Annotated in this window: 19 protein-coding genes; 10 read left to right on the forward strand and 9 right to left on the reverse strand. The window is 34.2% G+C overall.

Going from position 1 to position 19701, the window contains the following annotated elements:
- The first annotated feature begins 42 nt into the window (after positions 1–42).
- Positions 43–1026 (forward strand): acyl transferase, encoded by a 984-nt coding sequence (locus ACFQ39_RS05050; RefSeq protein ID WP_377176897.1) that lies wholly within the window; start codon positions 43–45, stop codon positions 1024–1026.
- On the opposite strand, the gene tyrS is transcribed toward ACFQ39_RS05050, so the two are convergent.
- Positions 1021–2319 (reverse strand): tyrosine--tRNA ligase, encoded by a 1299-nt coding sequence (tyrS, locus tag ACFQ39_RS05055; protein ID WP_377176898.1) that lies wholly within the window; start codon positions 2317–2319, stop codon positions 1021–1023. The genes ACFQ39_RS05050 and tyrS overlap by 6 nt on opposite strands.
- A 137-nt stretch (positions 2320–2456) precedes the next feature.
- Between tyrS and ACFQ39_RS05060 the strand changes: the two genes are divergently transcribed.
- Positions 2457–3467: an SDR family oxidoreductase gene (locus ACFQ39_RS05060; protein WP_377176899.1), complete on the forward strand. Its 1011-nt coding sequence runs from the start codon at positions 2457–2459 to the stop codon at positions 3465–3467.
- Between the two features lie 18 nt (positions 3468–3485).
- Here the strand turns inward: ACFQ39_RS05060 and ACFQ39_RS05065 are convergent, their stop codons facing one another.
- The 3 genes from ACFQ39_RS05065 to ACFQ39_RS05075 are packed head-to-tail and all read right to left on the reverse strand — an operon-like array spanning position 3486 to position 5943.
- Complete coding sequence (locus ACFQ39_RS05065; RefSeq protein ID WP_377176900.1) at positions 3486–3881, reverse strand: DUF4296 domain-containing protein; 396 nt, start codon at positions 3879–3881, stop codon at positions 3486–3488.
- Positions 3878–5218 carry a dihydroorotase gene (locus ACFQ39_RS05070; protein WP_377176901.1) on the reverse strand — a complete coding sequence of 447 codons (1341 nt, stop codon included), beginning with the start codon at positions 5216–5218 and terminating at the stop codon, positions 3878–3880. The genes ACFQ39_RS05065 and ACFQ39_RS05070 overlap by 4 nt, the downstream gene beginning before the upstream one ends.
- Before the next feature lie 5 nt (positions 5219–5223).
- A complete protein-coding gene (locus tag ACFQ39_RS05075; RefSeq protein ID WP_377176902.1) occupies positions 5224–5943 on the reverse strand; it encodes a polyprenol monophosphomannose synthase in 720 nt (239 codons plus the stop codon).
- A 66-nt stretch (positions 5944–6009) separates the two neighbouring features.
- Here ACFQ39_RS05075 and ACFQ39_RS05080 point away from each other — a divergent pair, with 66 nt between their 5' ends.
- The 3 genes from ACFQ39_RS05080 to ACFQ39_RS05090 are packed head-to-tail and all read left to right on the forward strand — an operon-like array spanning position 6010 to position 9106.
- Complete coding sequence (locus ACFQ39_RS05080; protein ID WP_377176903.1) at positions 6010–7695, forward strand: ArnT family glycosyltransferase; 1686 nt, start codon at positions 6010–6012, stop codon at positions 7693–7695.
- The gene (locus tag ACFQ39_RS05085; protein ID WP_377176904.1) at positions 7692–8354 is read left to right on the forward strand and encodes a DUF4271 domain-containing protein; all 663 of its coding nucleotides are present in this window, start codon (positions 7692–7694) and stop codon (positions 8352–8354) included. Before ACFQ39_RS05080 ends, ACFQ39_RS05085 begins: the two co-directional genes overlap by 4 nt.
- Before the next feature lie 11 nt (positions 8355–8365).
- Positions 8366–9106: a uroporphyrinogen-III synthase gene (locus ACFQ39_RS05090; RefSeq protein ID WP_377176905.1), complete on the forward strand. Its 741-nt coding sequence runs from the start codon at positions 8366–8368 to the stop codon at positions 9104–9106.
- Positions 9107–9181: 75 nt separating this feature from the next.
- Here ACFQ39_RS05090 and recA read toward each other — a convergent pair whose 3' ends face one another.
- On the reverse strand, positions 9182–10183 hold the full coding sequence (gene recA, locus ACFQ39_RS05095) for a recombinase RecA (protein ID WP_377176906.1): 1002 nt from the start codon (positions 10181–10183) through the stop codon (positions 9182–9184).
- A 171-nt stretch (positions 10184–10354) separates the two neighbouring features.
- On the opposite strand from recA, the gene ACFQ39_RS05100 reads away from it, so the two are divergent.
- Positions 10355–11206 (forward strand): fructosamine kinase family protein, encoded by an 852-nt coding sequence (locus ACFQ39_RS05100; protein ID WP_377176907.1) that lies wholly within the window; start codon positions 10355–10357, stop codon positions 11204–11206.
- 1 nt (position 11207) lies between these two features.
- Here the strand turns inward: ACFQ39_RS05100 and ACFQ39_RS05105 are convergent, their stop codons facing one another.
- Together ACFQ39_RS05105 and ACFQ39_RS05110 are read right to left on the reverse strand one after the other, a co-directional pair.
- The gene (locus ACFQ39_RS05105) at positions 11208–11723 is read right to left on the reverse strand and encodes an acyl-CoA thioesterase (RefSeq protein WP_377176908.1); all 516 of its coding nucleotides are present in this window, start codon (positions 11721–11723) and stop codon (positions 11208–11210) included.
- 48 nt (positions 11724–11771) lie between these two features.
- Positions 11772–12698: an HU domain-containing protein gene (locus ACFQ39_RS05110; protein ID WP_377176909.1), complete on the reverse strand. Its 927-nt coding sequence runs from the start codon at positions 12696–12698 to the stop codon at positions 11772–11774.
- Between the two features lie 110 nt (positions 12699–12808).
- On the opposite strand from ACFQ39_RS05110, the gene dprA reads away from it, so the two are divergent.
- Positions 12809–13912, forward strand: a complete 1104-nt coding sequence (dprA, locus tag ACFQ39_RS05115) for a DNA-processing protein DprA (protein WP_377176910.1) — start codon at positions 12809–12811, stop codon at positions 13910–13912.
- A gap of 12 nt (positions 13913–13924) precedes the next feature.
- Here dprA and ACFQ39_RS05120 read toward each other — a convergent pair whose 3' ends face one another.
- Complete coding sequence (locus tag ACFQ39_RS05120) at positions 13925–14980, reverse strand: hypothetical protein (protein ID WP_377176911.1); 1056 nt, start codon at positions 14978–14980, stop codon at positions 13925–13927.
- 44 nt (positions 14981–15024) lie between these two features.
- On the opposite strand from ACFQ39_RS05120, the gene ACFQ39_RS05125 reads away from it, so the two are divergent.
- The 3 genes from ACFQ39_RS05125 (at position 15025) to ACFQ39_RS05135 (ending at position 18417) form a co-directional block, all read left to right on the forward strand.
- Positions 15025–15762, forward strand: coding sequence for a hypothetical protein (locus ACFQ39_RS05125; protein WP_377176912.1), 738 nt, complete (start codon positions 15025–15027; stop codon positions 15760–15762).
- Positions 15763–15883: 121 nt separating this feature from the next.
- Complete coding sequence (locus ACFQ39_RS05130) at positions 15884–17023, forward strand: metallophosphoesterase (RefSeq protein WP_377176913.1); 1140 nt, start codon at positions 15884–15886, stop codon at positions 17021–17023.
- Between the two features lie 44 nt (positions 17024–17067).
- Positions 17068–18417, forward strand: a complete 1350-nt coding sequence (locus tag ACFQ39_RS05135) for an MATE family efflux transporter (RefSeq protein ID WP_377176914.1) — start codon at positions 17068–17070, stop codon at positions 18415–18417.
- A gap of 4 nt (positions 18418–18421) precedes the next feature.
- On the opposite strand, the gene ACFQ39_RS05140 is transcribed toward ACFQ39_RS05135, so the two are convergent.
- A complete protein-coding gene (locus ACFQ39_RS05140; RefSeq protein ID WP_377176915.1) occupies positions 18422–19204 on the reverse strand; it encodes a hypothetical protein in 783 nt (260 codons plus the stop codon).
- Between the last annotated feature and the right edge of the window lie 497 nt (positions 19205–19701).

Raw genomic sequence — 19701 nt, forward strand, 5'->3', positions numbered from 1 at the left:
TAAGTATTGGGTTGCGTTATTTGACTTACTTTTGCTAATGAAATGAGCTTAGATTACACTTCTTTTTTTAAAATTAGATCGAGTTATGAGTTTGAACACACCGCCATTGAGGTTTTCAAAATTCAAGCGGTGCAAAATCCTGTTTATCATAATTTTATAAAGCTGTTAGGTGTAAATCCTACAAAAGTCAATTCGATTGCTCAAATCCCTTTTCTACCCATATCCTTTTTCAAAACAGAAAATATTGTTAGTTCGACAAAATTACCTGAGCTTGTTTTTACCAGTAGTGGTACCACAGGAACAGAACAAAGTAAACATTTTGTCAGTGACATTCAATTATACAAAGACAGTTTTACTTGTGGTTTTAATCATTTTTATGGCTCCCCAGCTGACTTTACCTTTCTGGCTCTTTTACCTGGATACTTAGAAAGAACAGGGTCGTCTTTGATTTATATGATGAAAGACCTTATTATGCTTTCAGGCACGCCTGAGAGCGGTTTCTATCTAAATGACCATGAAAAACTCGCCCGTATAATTACCGAGCTAGAGTCAAAAAATAGAAAAACAATATTAATTGGAGTTTCCTTTGCTTTGCTCGATTTTATCGAAAATTATCATTTCAACCTTCAAAATACCATCGTTATGGAAACGGGAGGAATGAAAGGAAGAAGAAAGGAATTGGTGCGCGAAGAATTACACGGCTTACTAAAAAAGGGGTTTGGTGTAAACCAAATTCATTCAGAATACGGTATGACGGAATTACTTTCTCAAGCTTATTCAAAAGGCGAGGGTCGATTTTACTGTCCTCCGTGGATGAAAGTATCAATTAGAGATACAGAAGATCCATTGAGTTTATTGCCAAAAGGTAAATCAGGAGGCATTAATGTCATCGATCTTGCAAATCTTAACTCATGTAGTTTTATCGCCACACAAGATTTAGGTAAAACCTATGAAGATGGCTCTTTTGAAATCCTAGGAAGATTTGACAATTCTGATATTCGTGGCTGTAACTTGATGGTATTATGATACGACTCTAAGCAAAAAGTAATTGCGTTTTCCTCTCTGTAACAGCACAAATTGGTTATCTATTAAATCATTTTTCGACAATCGAAATTCTTCTTTAACCTTTTCCTTGTTCACCGAAATAGAATTTTCCTTCAAAGCCCTTCTCGCCTCACCATTTGATTTTAAAAACCCAGATTTTTCATTTAACGCATCAACAATATCAATTCCCTCTTCGATATCCAATTTGGAAATTTCAGCTTGAGGGACACCCTCAAAAACATCTAAAAAAGTCTGCTCATCTAATTTTCTCAAATCACTGGCAGTTGAATTACCAAACAAAATAGATGAAGCCATAATGGCGTTTTCAAGTGCTTGTTCTCCATGAGTCATGCGCGTAACCTCTTCTCCAACTTTTTTCTGTAGTATTCTTAAATGAGGAGCTTCTTTATGCTCTTCTATGAGTTTCTCAACAGTTGACTTGTCTAAAAAGGTAAATATCTTGATGTATTTTTCTGCGTCTTCATCACTGGCATTTACCCAATATTGATAAAATTTATACGGTGAGGTTCTACTTGCATCCAACCAAACATTACCCCCTTCAGTTTTACCGAATTTTGTTCCATCTGCCTTTGTAACTAACGGACTGGTTAAGGCAAATGCTTTGCCTTGTAATTTTCTTCTGATCAATTCTGTACCGGTTGTAATGTTTCCCCATTGATCACTACCTCCAATTTGCAACTTACAATTCTTGTGTTCATAAAGATGAAGAAAGTCATAACCCTGAACCAATTGGTAAGTAAATTCTGTAAAGCTCATTCCTTCTTTAGCATCAGGATTTAAACGATTTTTTACAGAGTCTTTGGACATCATATAATTTACGGTAATATGTTTTCCAATATCTCTGGCAAAATCCAAAAAGGATAAATTTTTCATCCAATCATAATTATTTACCAATTCTGCCCGGTTGTTTTGATTTCCGGAGAAATCAATAAACCTCTCAAGTGTTCTTTTAACACCTGTTATGTTTTTCGCTAATGTTTCTTCATCCAGTAAGTTTCGCTCGGCAGATTTTCCAGAGGGATCTCCAATCATTCCTGTTGCTCCTCCAACCAATGCAATCGGTTTATGGCCAGCTCTTTGAAAGTGCATTAACAACATAATTTGAACCAAACTTCCAATGTGCAAGGTATCTGCTGTTGGGTCGAAACCGATATAAGCAGTGGTCATTTCCTTCTGTAATTGTTCTTCTGTTCCGGGCATGATATCATGAATCAAACCTCTCCATTGCAATTCTTCAACAAAATTATTTGCCATACTTTCAAATTTTGGGCAAAGATAAAAAAGAATGCTTACTGGCTCAATAAAAACTGTTTTCAATATGTAGAAAGGAAGTTCGCGAATAAATTCTTTAAATTAAGTGTTTTGATCTGGGGAATATTTATTTTTACTTCATGATTTTAGTTACCGGCGGAACAGGTTTTGTAGGAGCGCATTTGCTCTATCATTTGACTTTACAGGAAAAGGAGATTAGGGCAATTTATCGCAATAAGTCTAGATTGAAAAATGTAAAACGGGTTTTTCAATATTATTCGAATGAAGCGGAGATGTACTACCAAAAAATCAATTGGGTTCACGCAGATATTACGGTTATTGAAGATTTAAAAAGCATTTTTGACAATGTTGATGTTGTTTATCATTGTGCAGCCCTGGTATCTTTTTCATCTCGTGATTACCAGGAAATGAGAAAGGTAAATATTGAAGGAACCCAAAACATAGTTAATGTTTCCATCGAAAAAAAGATTAAAAAATTGTGTTTTGTTAGCTCCATTGCAACCCTTGAAAATACATATCAAACGGATTATATTGATGAACAATGTTTTTGGACAACAAACAAAAACAAGAGTGATTATGCCATCACAAAACGAGCTGCAGAAATGGAAGTTTGGCGTGCAAGTCAGGAAGGGGTTAATTGTATCGTTGTAAATCCCGGTGTAATTATTGGCCCAGGTTTTTGGAAGAACGGAACTGGAAATTTATTTGAGCAAATTAAAAATGGGATGAGTTATTACTCTTCAGGGAGTTCTGGATTTGTTGACGTTAGAGATGTGTCAAAGTCAATGATTGTTTTAATGGAAAGTGATATTATTAATGAAGCTTTTGTTTTAGTGGCAGAAAACAGATCATTTAAAGACTTATTTACACAAATCAGCCAATCAATTAAAGCGAAAACACCATCTAAAGAAATTGGAAAAACCGGTTTGGAAATTGCATGGAGATTAGCTTGGTTAAAAAGTTTATTTACCCGTTCTAAACCATCATTAACAAGAAATTCTGCAAAAGCCGCTTATGGTCAAAAAAAATACACTTCGGAAAAAATTAGGCGGGTATTAAATTATTCTTTTATTCCGTTTAACGAGACAATTCAGTTTACTGGAAAATTGTTCCAAAAAGACAAAAACTAAGTAAGTTTTGTTTGTTCTTTATTCGTAATCATCTTCAAATTCTGGTACAGACTCATCCTCTCCTCTTATCGAGTCCATTTCAAATCTAACTAATTCTCGGTCTTCTTCTAACCTCTTTTTTACATTCTCGAGTATTCTGCGATATTCATCCACCTGAGATGTGTAGTATTCATTACTAATGGCAAATTGTACACTATCAATTTGGTATTTTAAACTAATAAAAGACATGTATTTTATGTTTTTATCTCCATTTTTATTTTCTGCACTCACAGCGCCATTTGCGACATACATATCATACAACAGATTTTCCATTTTTTCCGGTGGAATTAAATTTTCCGGTTTTGGAATATGTGTTTTGCCTTGGCAAGCCAAAATCAAAACAAATAAAAGAAATGTCAAAGGATTTATTTTCATCGATCAAATTTTAGTCTTTTCCCTTTTGGTTCAGGTAATACATTTTTACCGTCAAAAACTAAATGTCCATTTACAAACGTATGGGTTATCTTGTTGTGAAAAAATTTTCCTTCAAATGGAGACCAGCCACATTTATACAAAAGGCTTTCTTTAGTTACCTCTTGTTCACAGGCCAAATCAACTAAAACTAAATCGGCAAAATAACCCTCACGAATGTATCCTCTGTTGTACACTTTAAACAAAATGGCTGGGTTATGACACATTTTCTCCACAATCTTTTCTAAGCTTATTCTTCCTTCCTTGTAAAATTCCAACATCGCGGGCAGCGCATGTTGTACCAATGGTCCGCCACTCGGAGCTTTTGTATACACCTGATTTTTTTCTTTTAAAGTATGAGGAGCATGGTCTGTTGCGATTACATCAATTCGATCATCCAAAAGGGCTTTCCACAAACCTTCTCTATCTTTCTCCGTTTTTACCGCAGGATTCCATTTGATAAAAGTTCCTTTGGAGGCATAGTCTTTATCATCGAAAGTTAGGTGATGAATACAAACTTCTGCAGTGATCATCTTCTCTTCAAGCGGAATATCATTCCTGAAAAGATTTGTTTCTTTGGCGGTACTCAAATGAAACACATGCAGTCTGGCTCCGGTCCTTCTAGCCAAGGCAATGGCTTTTGAAGATGATAGATAACATGCTTCTTCACTTCTGATTATTGGGTGACGAGCAATTGGAATGTCTTCTCCGTAAGTTTCTAAATCAGCTTCAAAATTCTTTTTGATTGTATTTTCATCTTCGCAATGTACGGCGATGACCATATTTGTTGAAGAAAAAATTTTTTCTAAAACTTCCTCATCATCTACCAACATGTTTCCTGTAGAAGAACCCAAAAACAATTTGATTGCTGCAACATTTTTAGGATCTGTTTGGATTAATTCTTCCAAATTGTCATTTGTGCCTCCAAACATAAAAGAAAAATTCGCAAATGCCCTACCATCAGCCATTTCAAATTTTTCTTTCAAAAGCTTTTGAGTAACGGTTTGCGGATTTGTATTTGGCATTTCTATAAATGAAGTAATTCCTCCAGCAACGGCAGCTCTAGATTCAGAAGAAATATCGCCCTTATGAGTTAATCCGGGCTCTCTAAAGTGTACTTGATCATCAATTACTCCGGGAAGTAAATATTTTCCTTTGGCATCAATTATTGAAGTACTTTCTGGCACATCATCGATATGATCAGCAATCCTATCTATGTACTCTCCAACAATCAATACATCTTTTTGTTGGATCATTCCTTCATTAACGATTTGTGCATTTTTTATTAAAACTGTTTTCATCTTTTTTATTTTGGAAGTCCTTTTAACCTCATCGAAATAATTCCGAATATGGCTTCAGTAATAATCGTTTTACTCATTTTTGATTCTCCCTCTGTACGGTCTGTAAAAATCACTGAAACTTCTTTTAAAGTAAAACCATGTTTCCATGCTTTGTATTTCATCTCAATTTGAAAAGCATAGCCAACAAATCTAATTTTATCCAATTTAATGGTTTCCAATACACGCCTTTTGTAGCATACAAAACCAGCAGTTGTGTCGTGAATTGGGATCCCAGTAACAATTTTTACATATCGAGAAGCGAAATAGGACAGTAAAACACGTTTCATTGGCCAGTTTACCACGTTGACTCCTTTTGAATATCTCGAACCAATAGAAAGATCAGCTCCTTCAATAGCGCAAGCTTCATATAGCCTTTCTAGGTCTTCAGGATTATGAGAAAAATCAGCGTCCATTTCTATAATGTAGTCATAACCTTTTTTTAAGGCCCATTTAAACCCGTGAATATATGCCGCACCCAAACCATTCTTTTCCTTTCTGACTTGTAAACACAAACTCTTAGGAAATTCTTTTTGCAACTCTTTTACGATTCTTGCAGTTCCATCTGGAGAACTGTCGTCTACAATCAATATGTCGAATGCTTTTTTTTGTGAAAAAGTAGCACGGATGATTTTTTCAATATTCTCCTTTTCGTTGTAGGTAGGTATGATAACAAGCGTATCTTGCATACGATGATTTTAGGACACCAAAGTTAAGATTTTTTATTTCTAAATTTGTATGAATAAAACTTACCTATGAAATACCTGAAACGGCCTGAATTTCAATTTGCCCTATTGATTTTATTCTTTTTTGTAATTAATCTTTGTCAAGGTTATTTTACCAGACTGTTTGAGGATGAAGCCTATTATTTTGTTTGGTCTAAAGACTTAGCTTTTGGTTATTTTGACCACCCTCCACTTGTTGCTTTATGGGTGAAATTCAGTAGCTTTTTTTTTCAAAATGAACTTGGCGTACGTTTTTTTTCTGTTCTTAGCTTCACTGTTCTCCTTATTATGGTATGGAAACTTATTGAACACCCTAAAAAAAGTGAGTTTGTTTGGCTGTACTTTGCGTTAATCTTTTCTGTTGCATTTTTACAGGTCTTTGGATTTATTACGACACCGGATACTCCATTACTCATGTTTACCGCTCTATTCTTTTACTTTTATAAACGTTTTTTAGTAAAAGTGAATTGGTTCTCAATTATTGGCTTGGGTCTAACGATGTCAGGCATGTTATACAGTAAATATCATGGTTTACTGGTGATCATTTTTGTTGTGCTTTCAAACCTGAAATTATTGACAAATTTTAGATTCTGGACTGCTGTCCTTATCGCTTTTATTGCGTTTACACCGCATTTATTTTGGCAATACCAAAATGATTTTCCATCCATCAGATATCATTTACTCGAAAGAGCTAAAAAGCCTTATAGTTTAGATAAAACTTTACTTCATTTTGTAAATCAGATCGCCATAGTCGGACTAACTTTTCCAGTCGTATATGCTGCTTTTTTCAAACAAAAAGCGAGAAACAAATTCGAAAGAGCTTTAAAGTTTGTTTGGTTTGGCTTCTTCTTCTTTTTTCTGTACAGCACTTTGAACACAACGCCACAAGCCCAATGGACCGTTGTTGGTTTAATTTCTTTAATCGTTATTACCTTTCCTTTTTTTGTCGAAAATGAACAATGGAGAAAATGGTTACTTATTCTAGCAGGAATAAACTTTTTGGTAATTATCATTGCGCGAATTTTATTGATGGCTCCTTCGATTTCACCCATTGAGCTAGAACCTCAATGGTCTGAAAATTGGGTGGAAGAAGTAAAAGAGAAAACACAAGGAAAACCCTTGGTTTTTGTCAATTCATATCGTGGAGCTTCCATTTACAATTTTTACACAGGCATAAAAACCCATTCATATAGCATTTTAAAAGGAAGAAAGAGCCAGTATGATTTAAGCCATTTTGAGGATCATATGCAGCATGAAAATGTTTTTGCAGTTGGCACTTTGATTGAAGGTACTCCGGCGGCAAAAAGAAATAGCTCAAGCGACAAATGGATCAATATCATACCCATTGAGAATTATCAGACCTATCAGAAACTTCAATGTATCATCGAGATTCCTTCATTTGAATTGAAGGAAAATGAACGTTTTGAGTTTTCGTTAGTTGTAAAGAGCATTTACCCTGAAAGTGTTGACTGGAGTAATACAGTATTTTTTGGTGTTTTTCAGGGAGAAAAAAACAAAATACTTGCAAAAATTCCATTAATTATTGAATCTTTGCCTGTATTAAAACAGGCTGATACTTTTCTTTTATCTGCAAGTTTCATTGTTCCAACAATTGTAGAAAAAGAAGATGTTACATTTAGGGTAGGCCTTGGTTTTTATGATTTACCTGAAGGTTTCCAAGGAAATAAAATTCCAGTTGAGTTTATAAGTAAATGATAGGTGTAGAAGAAAGAATGGTTTTTTCCCCAGATTGGATTACGATCTTTTTCTTGATCGTGATTGTGCTTTTAGCTGCCATCAAATATCATTTTAATGATAGACTTTCAGCTATGATGTCATTAATTTATTCTGAAAAGTATTTTACAGAGTATGCTAAAACGAAACCCGTTCTATTTAACGGTTATAATATTCTTTTTTTTATCGTCTTCTTTATTACTTTTTCATTGCTCATTTTCTATGGGCTAAATGCATTTGTTAATAATGGATTTCAAATTGAATTATCCTATTTTTCCATAATTTTATTGGGCCTATTCTCATTTTTAGTTTTAAGAATGATCCTTGGATCTCTATTGGCTTTTATTTTTGAAGTACAGGATGAATACATATATTTTTCATTAATAAAAATCAGCAATTTATATCTAATCAGTATCTATACATTACCCATACTCTTGTTGGTTGCTTATGCCAATACAAAGTATTATAAAATCCTTATCGGTCTGGCCATAATTTTTGCTAGTGTATTGATTTTAGTACGGTATTTCAGATCGTTACAGAATGATCGAATCAACTTTACTAGTATTTTCTATTTATTTTTGTATCTTTGCGCGCTGGAAATAGCACCAATTATATTGGTATATAAATTAATTGTTAGTTAACGGAAAAGACTATGAAAATTAAAAGTATTCTCGTTTCCCAACCAGCTCCCACTAAACAGTCTCCTTATCACGATCTTTCTGAAAAACAAAAAGTAAAAATTGATTTCAGATCGTTTATACATGTAGAAGGAGAGTCAGCGAGAAGCGTTAGGGAGCAAAAAATTGATTTTTCAAAATTTACAGCCATCATTTTTACTAGTCGAAATGCCGTGGATAATTTCTTCAGATTAGCCGAAGAAATGCGCTGTAAAATCTCGGACGACTTGCGCTACTTTTGCCAGTCGGAAGCAATTGCCTACTATCTACAGAAATATGTTGTGTACAGAAAACGCAAAATATATGTAGGTAAAAATCATTTTGAAGATTTAGTGCCATTGATCAAAAAGCATAAAGATGAAAAATTTATGCTTCCTTCATCTGATAAATTAAAACCTACAATTCCACCTATTTTAGATGAACTAGGCATTGATTGGACTCAAGCTGTTTTATACAGAACAGTAATTAGTGATCTAAGTGATCTCGAAAACGTTTTCTATGATATCTTGGTTTTTTTCAGTCCAACAGGTATAGAATCACTATTTAAGAATTTTCCAAATTTTAAACAAAATGCAACCAAAATTGCAGTTTTTGGTAATTCTACCGTGAAAGCAGCAGAAGAAGCCGGATTAAAAATAGACATTGCGGCTCCAACAAAAGAAACTCCTTCGATGACCATGGCTTTGGAAAAATTTATTAAAGAAATGAATAAATAATTACTTTATAACACCTATTAAAAAAGCTCGATTTAATAAGTTAAATCGAGCTTTTTTATGTAATTCATTTCCTATTTATCCTGCAATTGCTTCTTTAATTTTTATTTCTAATTCTTCTGCCAATTCAGGATTATCGGCAATCAATGATTTTACAGCGTCCCTACCTTGACCCAACTTCGTATCTCCATAACTAAACCAAGATCCACTTTTATTGATAATACCATAATCTACACCCAGATCCAAGATTTCTCCAACCTTTGATATTCCCTGACCATACATGATATCAAATTCAGCGGTTTGGAAAGGTGGCGCTACTTTATTCTTCACTATTTTTACTTTGGTTCTGTTACCAATCACTTTATCCCCATCTTTAATTTGAGTGCTTCTTCGGATATCCACCCGAACGGATGAGTAAAACTTAAGTGCGTTTCCTCCTGTTGTTGTTTCCGGATTTCCGAACATAATGCCAATTTTTTCCCTCAATTGATTGATAAAAATAACTGTACAATGGGTTTTGCTTATACTTGCAGTTAGTTTTCTAAGGGCTTGAGACATAAGTCTGGCTTGTAAACCCATTTTAGAATCGCCCATCTCACCCTCAATCTCACTTTTGGGTGTCAACGCTGCAACCGAATCAATAATCATTATATCAATGGCTCCAGAACTGATCAAATTATCTGCAATTTCTAAAGCCTGTTCTCCGTAATCAGGTTGTGAAATAATCAAATTATCAATATCCACTCCTAAATTTTGGGCATAGTACCTGTCAAAAGCGTGTTCTGCATCGATAAAAGCGGCGATACCACCTGCTTTCTGAGCTTCGGCAATGGCATGGATGGCCAATGTTGTTTTACCTGAAGACTCTGGTCCATAAATTTCTATAATTCTCCCCTTTGGATATCCACCAATTCCCAAAGCCACATCAATTCCTAATGAACCTGATGCAATGGCAGCAACATCATTAGGAGCTACATCTCCCATTTTCATTACAGAACCTTTTCCGTATGTCTTATCCAATTTATCTAGCGTAAGTTGCAGTGCTTTTAACTTAGCTTCTTTTTCTTTATCGTTTGCCATAATTTATTTTGCATTTGATTTGGGCTAAAATACAAAAAGTATCTCGACCATTGTTTTGTTTGATTTTACAAAAATGCTAAAAATATTAGCAAAACCTTGCTCAAATCATGAGCAAAATATAAATTCTTTTTATTTCTAATTATCTTTAAATTTGAGTGAAATCTTCTCATTTTGAATATTAAATCAATCGTTTCTTCATTTATAAATAGAAAAATCAAAAAAGTTGAACCACTTTTTGGAGGCGATATTAATCGTGCTTATCGGATAACAACAATGAATGAAATTTTTGTGCTCAAGCAAAATTCTTCAAAACGATTTCCCGAAATGTTCAAAAAAGAGAAAGTTGGTTTATCGCTATTATCCTTGGCCGGGGCGAACGTTCCTAAAATTAACTGTGTTTTTGATTTTGATGACCAACAATTTATTTTAATGGAGTTTATTGAGCGGGAGAAGAATATCGAGCGTGATTTCTGGATAAATTTCGGTACTTCTCTAGCACAAATTCACTTAAAAAGTAACACACATTTTGGACTAGTATTCGATAATTTCATAGGCTCTTTACAGCAACAGAACACTTTTGAAAATAATTGGACTACTTTTTTTATTGAACATCGACTACAACCTTTAGTTTCCAATAGCTATGACTTGGGTTTATTAAAAGATTCACACCTAAGAAATTTTGACGGACTTTTAAAACAACTAGACCAACTTATCCCAAAAGAAAAACCCTCTCTTTTACACGGCGATTTATGGTCTGGAAACATACTCTGTGGACCTCAACAAACTGCTTATTTTATTGATCCTGCCGTTTATTTTGGTCATAGGGAAGTTGACATTGCGATGTCATTTTTGTTTGGTGGTTTCGACACTGATTATCTCAATTCTTATCAAGAAGTCTATCCTCTAGAACCTGATTGGAAAGCCCGAATCGAACTCCATAATCTTTATCCGAGGTTAGTTCATTTATTGTTGTTTGGAAGTAGTTATTTACAGGGAATAGAAAAGGTGATTCGAAAATTTTGAGCTAGATAAATAGGGCCTTTAATTCTGTGGCATCATGTGGATCTAACTTCTTTGCTAAAACCAAACTCAACTGCTTTCTTCTCAAAGCGCCATCATATCGCTCTTTTTCTAAGTCGGTTTCGGGTAGTATTGGGGGTACACTCACTGGTGTACCCATATCATTAACTGCGACAAAAGTGTAAATGCCTTCATTTACTTTAGATTTTTCTCCTGTCTCCCTGTCTTCAATCCAAACATCAACAAAAATCTCCATAGAACTCTTAAACGCTCTAGACACTTTTGCTTCAATAGTCAAAACACTACCTACTGGAACCGCTTTCGTAAAAGCCACATGATTCACCGAAGCAGTTACCACAATTCTTTTGCAATGTCTTCTTGCCGCAATACTAGAAGCCCTATCCATTCTCGCTAATAATTCTCCTCCAAACAGATTATCTAATGGATTTGTTTCTCCAGGTAAAACAAGATCAGTTAATATCGTTAAAGACTCTTTTGGAGTTTTAGGTTGAACAGCCATAGTATTGCTTTAGTTCCTACAAAAATAGCAAATGTGAAGTAGAAAATTTTATAATTCTTGGAACAAAATCCAAGCATCTTTTTCTTCGTTTTTCTGAATTTGTTCTAATTGAACTTCAGATTCTTCTCGCGTTTTGAAACTATCAAAAGAAACAATGGTTAATCCCCATTTATTAACACCTAAAATTTTAGCATTAAATCCTTCAGCCTTTAATTGCTCAACTCTAACATTGGCATTTTCAGGATACCTAAACGCTCCGGCAATAACATGAAAGTTCTTTTTTTGTGCTGTTATTTCAACTTTAATAGCAGGGAGTGTCTTAGAAATTTCGAACGTAGCTTTTTCAATTCTTTGCTCTAAATTATTCTGCTCTACTTCAATAACCGTAGCCATTTGATTTTCCTGATAATCTCGATATATTTTTCCTCCGAAACCGATTGCAGAAATTCCGATGATAAATGCAGCAGCATATTTTAAATAATTTGGTGCTTTTTTGCTTTCAGGAGTAAAAGTAATCGGTGCTCTTTCCTCGAGATCTTCAACTTGCTTTTTAAGTACTTCTCTTTTTACTTCCTGACAAGTAAATTCTGATAAACCGAAAGATGAAGTTAAAAAATTTACTTTCTCATTGGGTTCAAAAATAAGTTTGTCATTTACTTCTGAAATTGTACCGATACTATCTATTTCAATTTCCTGAGTTTTTAGCCTCTTTCTCCATTCCTCTATTTCAAATTTGATATAATTAACCGCACATTCATATTTAATGTTGTCTGTTGAAGCTATGTAGTTTGCCAACAAACCATCATTATCTGTTAATTGAGAGTTAAAGCTAATTTGCTTGTAAGGTGGGTAAAAAGTATTGGAAAATGCATCTATTCTTGCCGATTTTTGATTTGTTACAAAACCTCCGAAAGTCGGTACAATTACGCAATCGTAGCGGTATAATAAATCGGAAATGTAATTTGCAAGTTTCAAAGGTGCCAGGGATTCTCTTTAAGACAAAGCTAAAAAAAAAGATTTTTTGTTAACCTTTTACCTTTCTTTTTTATTAACAATATACTGTTAACTGAACCTAAGGACTTTATATGGATAATTCTGAGAAAATTTACCTCCTTGCTCTGCATAAAGCATTTGGAATTGGTGATATAACGGCAAAAAAACTTTTTCAAGCTTGTGGAAGTGCCGAAGCCATTTTTAAAGAAAAGAGGGAAAAGCTTCAAAAAATTTATGGTATTGGTAAAGCAACAATAGATGGTTTAATGAAGAGTTCATTACTTCAAAACGCAGAAAAAGAACTGATCTTTTGTGATAAAAACAACATAGAGGTTCATGGGTTTTTAGATCAAACCTACCCTGAAAAATTAAAACATTGTTCAGATGGTCCACTTCTAATTTTTACAAAAGGGAATGTCTATTTTGAAAAGCAAAGGAGCGTTAGCATCATCGGGACAAGAATGATGACCAATTACGGAAAATCTTTTTTGGAAGAATTTATGGCAGAAATTAAAATACACAATCCAATAATTATTAGCGGCTTGGCCTATGGCGTTGATATTTATGCGCATAAATTAGCTCTAGAACACAATTTGCAAACCATTGCCGTTCTAGCACATGGTTTAGACGTAATTTATCCAAAGATCCATCAAAAATACGCCGACCAAATGCAGGAATACGGAGGAATCATTTCTGATTTTTGGTCGAAAACAAATCCCGATAGAGAAAATTTTATCAAAAGAAATCGCATCGTAGCCGGAATTTCTGAAGCGACTATCGTGATTGAGTCAGCTAAAAAAGGAGGCTCTTTAATCACCGCCGACATTGCAAATTCTTATCATAGAGATGTGTTTGCAGTTCCCGGAAGAGTTACTGATACTTATAGCCAAGGCTGTAATGAACTTATCAAACAAAACAAAGCCGCTCTTTTGAGTTCTGTTTCTGATTTGGTATACTTTTTAAATTGGGACATTCAAGATAATAAGCCAAAAACTATTCAGAAGCAACTGTTCTTAGAACTTTCAGACATTGAACAAACTATTTATCAGTTTTTACTTGAAAATGGAAAGCAAACACTAGATCATATTTCACTTCATTGTGAAATTCCTATATTTAAAACAGCGCCTATTTTACTTGACCTAGAACTTAAGGGTGCGTTAAGGCCCCATCCGGGAAAAATCTTTGAGGCAATCTGATCGCCTTTACTGCTATTTATCCCTCAATTTATTTATAATTTCACGATTAAATTTGCTTTCATCTTGTAAAACATCGAAAAAATCATTGACATACTTAATCGTTGATTCAAAACTTTTATTGTCCTCAAAATCATTTTCCATTGATTGAATCAGGTCAAAAATATCATTTTTGTGAGATAAATATTTGTCTCTAACTTCTTGTATATCCGACTGTTCTCTTTTAAACCCCCTATATAACCTTTCTCGAACAGAACTCAAGTTTAGCTGTTGATCTCCAATTTGCGAAACTACAGCATATGAGGTATTGACAAAACCAGACATGTCGAAATCATAGGGAATCGGAATTACTTTTTTGTCAGCAAACATAAGTTTTTCGTTATGTTGGACAGCAGTAGAAAAATCTGTATTTCCCACTAAATATTGAAAAAACGAATTTTGGATAGATGAAATAGGGTCCATTACCAGGGGGTGAAAATTTCTTTCCAATATTTTTCCGTTGTACCTTTCGGCCATATCGTCAGGATCCTCAATTAAAATTCCTTTTAAATTGTGCTCCCTAGTTTTATTTCCTTTAATTTCATTGTAATCTATGGCAACAAGTCTCACTTTAAAATGATAATCTCCTACTATTTCATAAACTTTATAGGCCAAATACTCCTTTATGATATAATCATTTTTATTTTTTTCGAGCATACATGGTAAGACTATCTTCAAACTTCTACTTCCCTTAAATAAAGTGCCTTTCGCATCATTTTTGGTTATTTTCATCTTAACCGGAGGGAAATAACAATTCTTAAGGCGGTAATTTCCTCTTGTTCTGAGTTCAACGGGGATAGTTTTCCAAACTCCTGGTTCCTCCGAATAAGAGAGTTCTGTTTGAATAAAAGTGCTGTCTTTTGTATTTTCTTTGATATTCTTATGGGAATAGCTTAATTTTAGAGGAAGTATGTCCTGTTTTTGAAAAAGTTTTGCAACATCCTTTGTTTTAGTATCTTTAGATTCTTGGCCAAATAAGGTGAGCGTTAGAAAAACGAATAACAGGAGCAACAGAGGTTTAGACCTTTTCATGGTTTTTTTGAGTTATTTTTTAGCAATGTTACTAAATCATATGTATGAATAAATTCTTGACCATAATCAATTACAGAACTGCAATTGCCTTAACTATTGCACTTTTTATGCTGTTTTTTTCATTTACGTATAATATATCTTACAACATTGACCTTACTTTGTTGAGCATCGCCATTATTTTTCCATTGGTATTTAATATAAGGGGCTCATTTCGCCGAAGAGAAAAGGCCTTGGAACATCTGAGCCAATTTCGAGGCGCCCTTAAAACAATTAGTTATTATTTTCAAAGTGCCACAAAACTTTCTGAAATAGAAAAAACTGAAATAGCCTCTAAACTCAAACAGGTAAGTGATAGTTTTGTTTCTCATTTAGGAAATAACGACTACAACACAACAGTGGTTGATGAAAAAATAGATCAAATATCAGCATACACTATTTCCAAAGATACATTAATTTCAAGAGGATTAAAAGATAAAATCTTTCGCATGCTCAACAGTCTGCATGAAGCGATAGAAAATGTTCACGCAATTCATGTCCATAGAACTCCGGTAAGTTTAAAGGCTTATTGCGAATACTTTATCTATGCTTTCCCAATCATTTATGTGCCCGCAATTATTTATAAAGTTGGACTGGATTCTCCGAAATGGATTACTGTTTTAGTTGTACTTTTTAGTCAGTTTATACTTATCTCATTGTACAATATTCAAGACGATTTAGAATATCCTTTTGATAATATTGGACTTGATGATATTAATCTCAATCAGTTCAAGTTAGACCGCTAAATTATTTTTTGATTGTAAAATGCCTTATCGAAAACATATAAAATTTGAACTGTTCATCACATTGTTGGGCATGTTATTTATTGTTTTGGGTTTTCGCTCTACTAAGTTAAATCTATCTGAAATGTTTGATCAAAATGAGTATGATTTTACCGGGACTCAAGGTTTGTATCTCGAATTTAACGACGGACTTCAAATAAATTGGATTACCAAAAACAAGGAAGCTGGTGTTTATGAATTAACCAATGCTAAAAACCATGTCTTATCAAAAGGTGAAACTTCTGAAAATCAAATTCATAAAGTTCAAATTAACGACTTCCAAACGGAAGAATTTACACTTATGTTTGGCGGTAAAACGGAAGGATTACATAAAATCAACATAAGATCTACGCCAGATTTGGCGCCTTCCATTTTTAAAAATGTCGATTCTGTTTATGTGTTAGGAGATGTGCATGGAAGATATTCAATTCTTAGTCAATTGCTTCAAAAAGCCAAAGTAATTGATGAAAATAACAAATGGATCGCCGGTACAGCGCATTTGGTATTTCTCGGGGATCTTTTTGATCGAGGTGACGAAGTAACAAAATTATTGTGGTTTATATATGAGCTTGAAGATCAAGCAAAAATTGCAGGAGGAAAGGTGCATTTGGTTATAGGTAATCACGAAATCATGTGCATGACAGGTGATTTACGTTATGTTTCCAAAAAGGAAAATATCATTGCCTCTGTGCATGGAAAGAAATATGATGAATTATTTCATCCTAAAAAATCTGTTTTAGGACGATGGCTGGTCTCAAAACCTTCTGTCATCAAAATCAACAAAAATATTTTTGCACATGGAGGTATAATCGATCTGGGTACTCCCTCGATCGAAGATTACAACAATTATGTGTATACTCAAATGCAAGATCCTGTTTTTTTGGAATTACTGAACGATACACCTGATAGCACTAAATATGACCCTAAAAAATGGAGAGATATGCAATCCTTTTTTTACAATCAGCAGGGGCCTTATTGGTTCAGAGGTTATGTACTTAGTGATACACTTGGAAATTTACTCGATGCCATGTTAAAAAAATACAGATCTGATATTCATGTGGTTGCCCATACCACAGTACCCACGATGAGAACAGAATATGAAGGAAAACTAATCGCTACAGATCTAGATGATGCGGCCACAGAGGTTCTGCTCATGATCCAAGAAAAAAAGAACGTACAAAAGTTTAAGATCAATCTAAATGGAGAACAGATTGAAATAGAATGAAATTTTCTCTTTTAATTTGATAAAAAAGAGGTTGTTTTGTAGAAATGTCTGAATCCAAATACAAAAGTCTATCATTTCAATCCATAAACAGACTAGCCATTCCGGCAATTATTTCGGGAATAGCTGAACCTTTGCTCTCGATTACAGATACGGCAATTATTGGAAATTTATCCGTCAATGCGACAGAGAGTTTAGCTGCAGTGGGTATTGCCGGTTCTTTTATCTCAGCTATCGTGTGGATTCTGGCACAAACCCGTTCTGCGATTTCGGCCATCGTTGCAAGATATTTTGGTGCAGAGAATCTCCAATCCATAGAATTTCTGCCTTCACAAATCATCTTTATCAATATATTATTGAGCCTTATTATTTATGTTGTTACCGTTGGATTTGCTTCAGAAATATTTCACCTCTATCAGGCACAAGGACTCATCCATGAATTCTCTGTGTCTTATTATAAAATCAGGGCAATGGGAATTCCGCTTACACTTTTTGTCTTTAGTGTTTTTGGTGTCTTCAGAGGTTTGCAAAATACCTATTGGCCAATGGTCATCAGTATTGTTGGTGCCTTACTCAATGTAGGACTAGATTTTTTATTGGTCTTCGGTTTCAAAGATATCATTCCTGCTATGGGAATTGAGGGTGCGGCTTATGCCAGCCTACTTGCTCAATTAGTAATGGCAGTCATGTCTGTTTATTTGTTGCTGACAAAAACCCCGTTTAAATTTAGCTTCAATTTTAACTTTCATCCAGAAATTAAAAGAATATTGAGTTTGAGTTTTAATTTGATCATTCGCGCATTAAGCTTAAACTTTGCACTTTATTTGGCTAATGCCTATGCTACAGGATATGGAAATGCACATATTGCAGCTCAAACGATTGCATTTCAAATATGGCTGTTCTTTGCCTTTTTTATTGATGGCTATGCCAGTGTAGGGAATATCATGTCGGGTAAATTTTTGGGACAAGAAAAACCCGAAACTATAACTGTGCTAAGTAGAACCTTGGTAAAATTCACTATTTTCATCACACTTATTATTGGGGCTTTTTGTTTTATTTTTTATAAAAATATCGGTTTGATTTTCAGCAAAGAGGCTGATGTGTTAACCCTTTTTTATGAGATTTTCTGGCTGGTGATCTTGATGCAGCCCATCAATGCTATAGCCTTTGTGTTCGACGGAATTTTTAAAGGTATGGCCGAAGCTGTCACCCTTAGAAATACGCTTCTTATAGCCACATTTATAGGGTTTACCCCTACTCTATTTCTCGCTGATTATTTCGGACTGGAACTTTACGGTATTTGGATTGCCTTTTGGGTTTGGATGTTATTAAGAGGCGGTATTTTGATCGTCATTTATAATCGAAAATATCTCAATTTTTCGAAAATAATTTCATAGTCCATTAATCATTGAGATTGTTTTCCTTGTAGTTATTCCGTTCTTTGAAAAGTACATCAACCACCTCAACTTTTCGCCCAACAACATATAAATGATCAATACCTCTTGAGGTACAAAAAAGTATAAAATCGTCTATTTTCTCTTTTGGAATTTTTAATGTGTCCACAAAAAACAGATCGCCAAATTCTTTGCGGATTTCTTCGGGTGCTTTCTGTAATTTTAATCTATATTGATGTTCAATCTCTTTACCTCTCGCTTTATCTTTATCGGTAAACAGCTTACTTGCATAAAAAACTAAATTTAAAAGATTTCCGCCACTCATAACAAAATATGGACTATTAGGATCGTCAAATCGAATCATAGAAAAGTCTAGGGCCTCTCTATTTACCACATCAACTGAATCGCGAGCTTTAATCACGTCTACACTTAATCTACCAGTCAATTGATGCTGTTTAAGACTTATTTCCTCCAAATATTCCGTAGAAGAAATCAAATGTACAAGTACGTATCCCTTCTCCAAAATTTTTTCTGTGATGACTATCTGTCGATTGATTACATTGATAGCCGAGAAAAATAGCGTGTCGTTCAATGAAACCGGTATTTCAAATATTCCTAATTCATTTGAAGTAGTCCCTCTCCTTGAAGTTAAATTGATGATGTGAATATTTTCTGCGGTAGTGCTATCGACAAAAATCCTTCCAGAAAGTTCTACATATTTCCTTTCTTGGGCATATGAAATTGCAGAAAAACTCAAAAACAACAAAAGAGCAAATAACTTAAGAAACAAAAAAGTTTTAACGGAAATAAGGCTTGTATTAATAGTTTGGCTCAGCATTTATATGATCTACTAAACAATAGTAAAACAATGTTTTCAGTTATTGAAAATGTTTAAGATTCATTAACAGGTTTTAGTAGTTTTTAACTCAATCTGTCTGCTCCAATTATATAATTTAAAAACCCTTCTTTTCAAAATACATCACAATCGCTTCTTTCATTAAAACCGATTGTTCCCCGGGTTTAAGGTAGGGTAGTTCGTCTAACACCTTAAAGTGTGGCCAGCCGTCCTTATCAGAATTATCAAATTCAAAAAACTCACTTTACATGATAGTATATCTGCTTTATCCTTTTCAGCAGGCAATATACAGAATGCCCTCATACGTCCAATTGCTGGGGCGTTGAAATAATCAATTGCGCCTCTTTTTACATCGAATTTGGCACTTTTTTAGGACTTTTATTGCTTGTAAGTATTAATTACATAATGTAACAGGGACAGCTCCCGACTCA

This window comes from Namhaeicola litoreus, from assembly GCF_042679565.1.
In the GTDB taxonomy this organism is placed as follows: domain Bacteria; phylum Bacteroidota; class Bacteroidia; order Flavobacteriales; family Flavobacteriaceae; genus Namhaeicola; species Namhaeicola litoreus.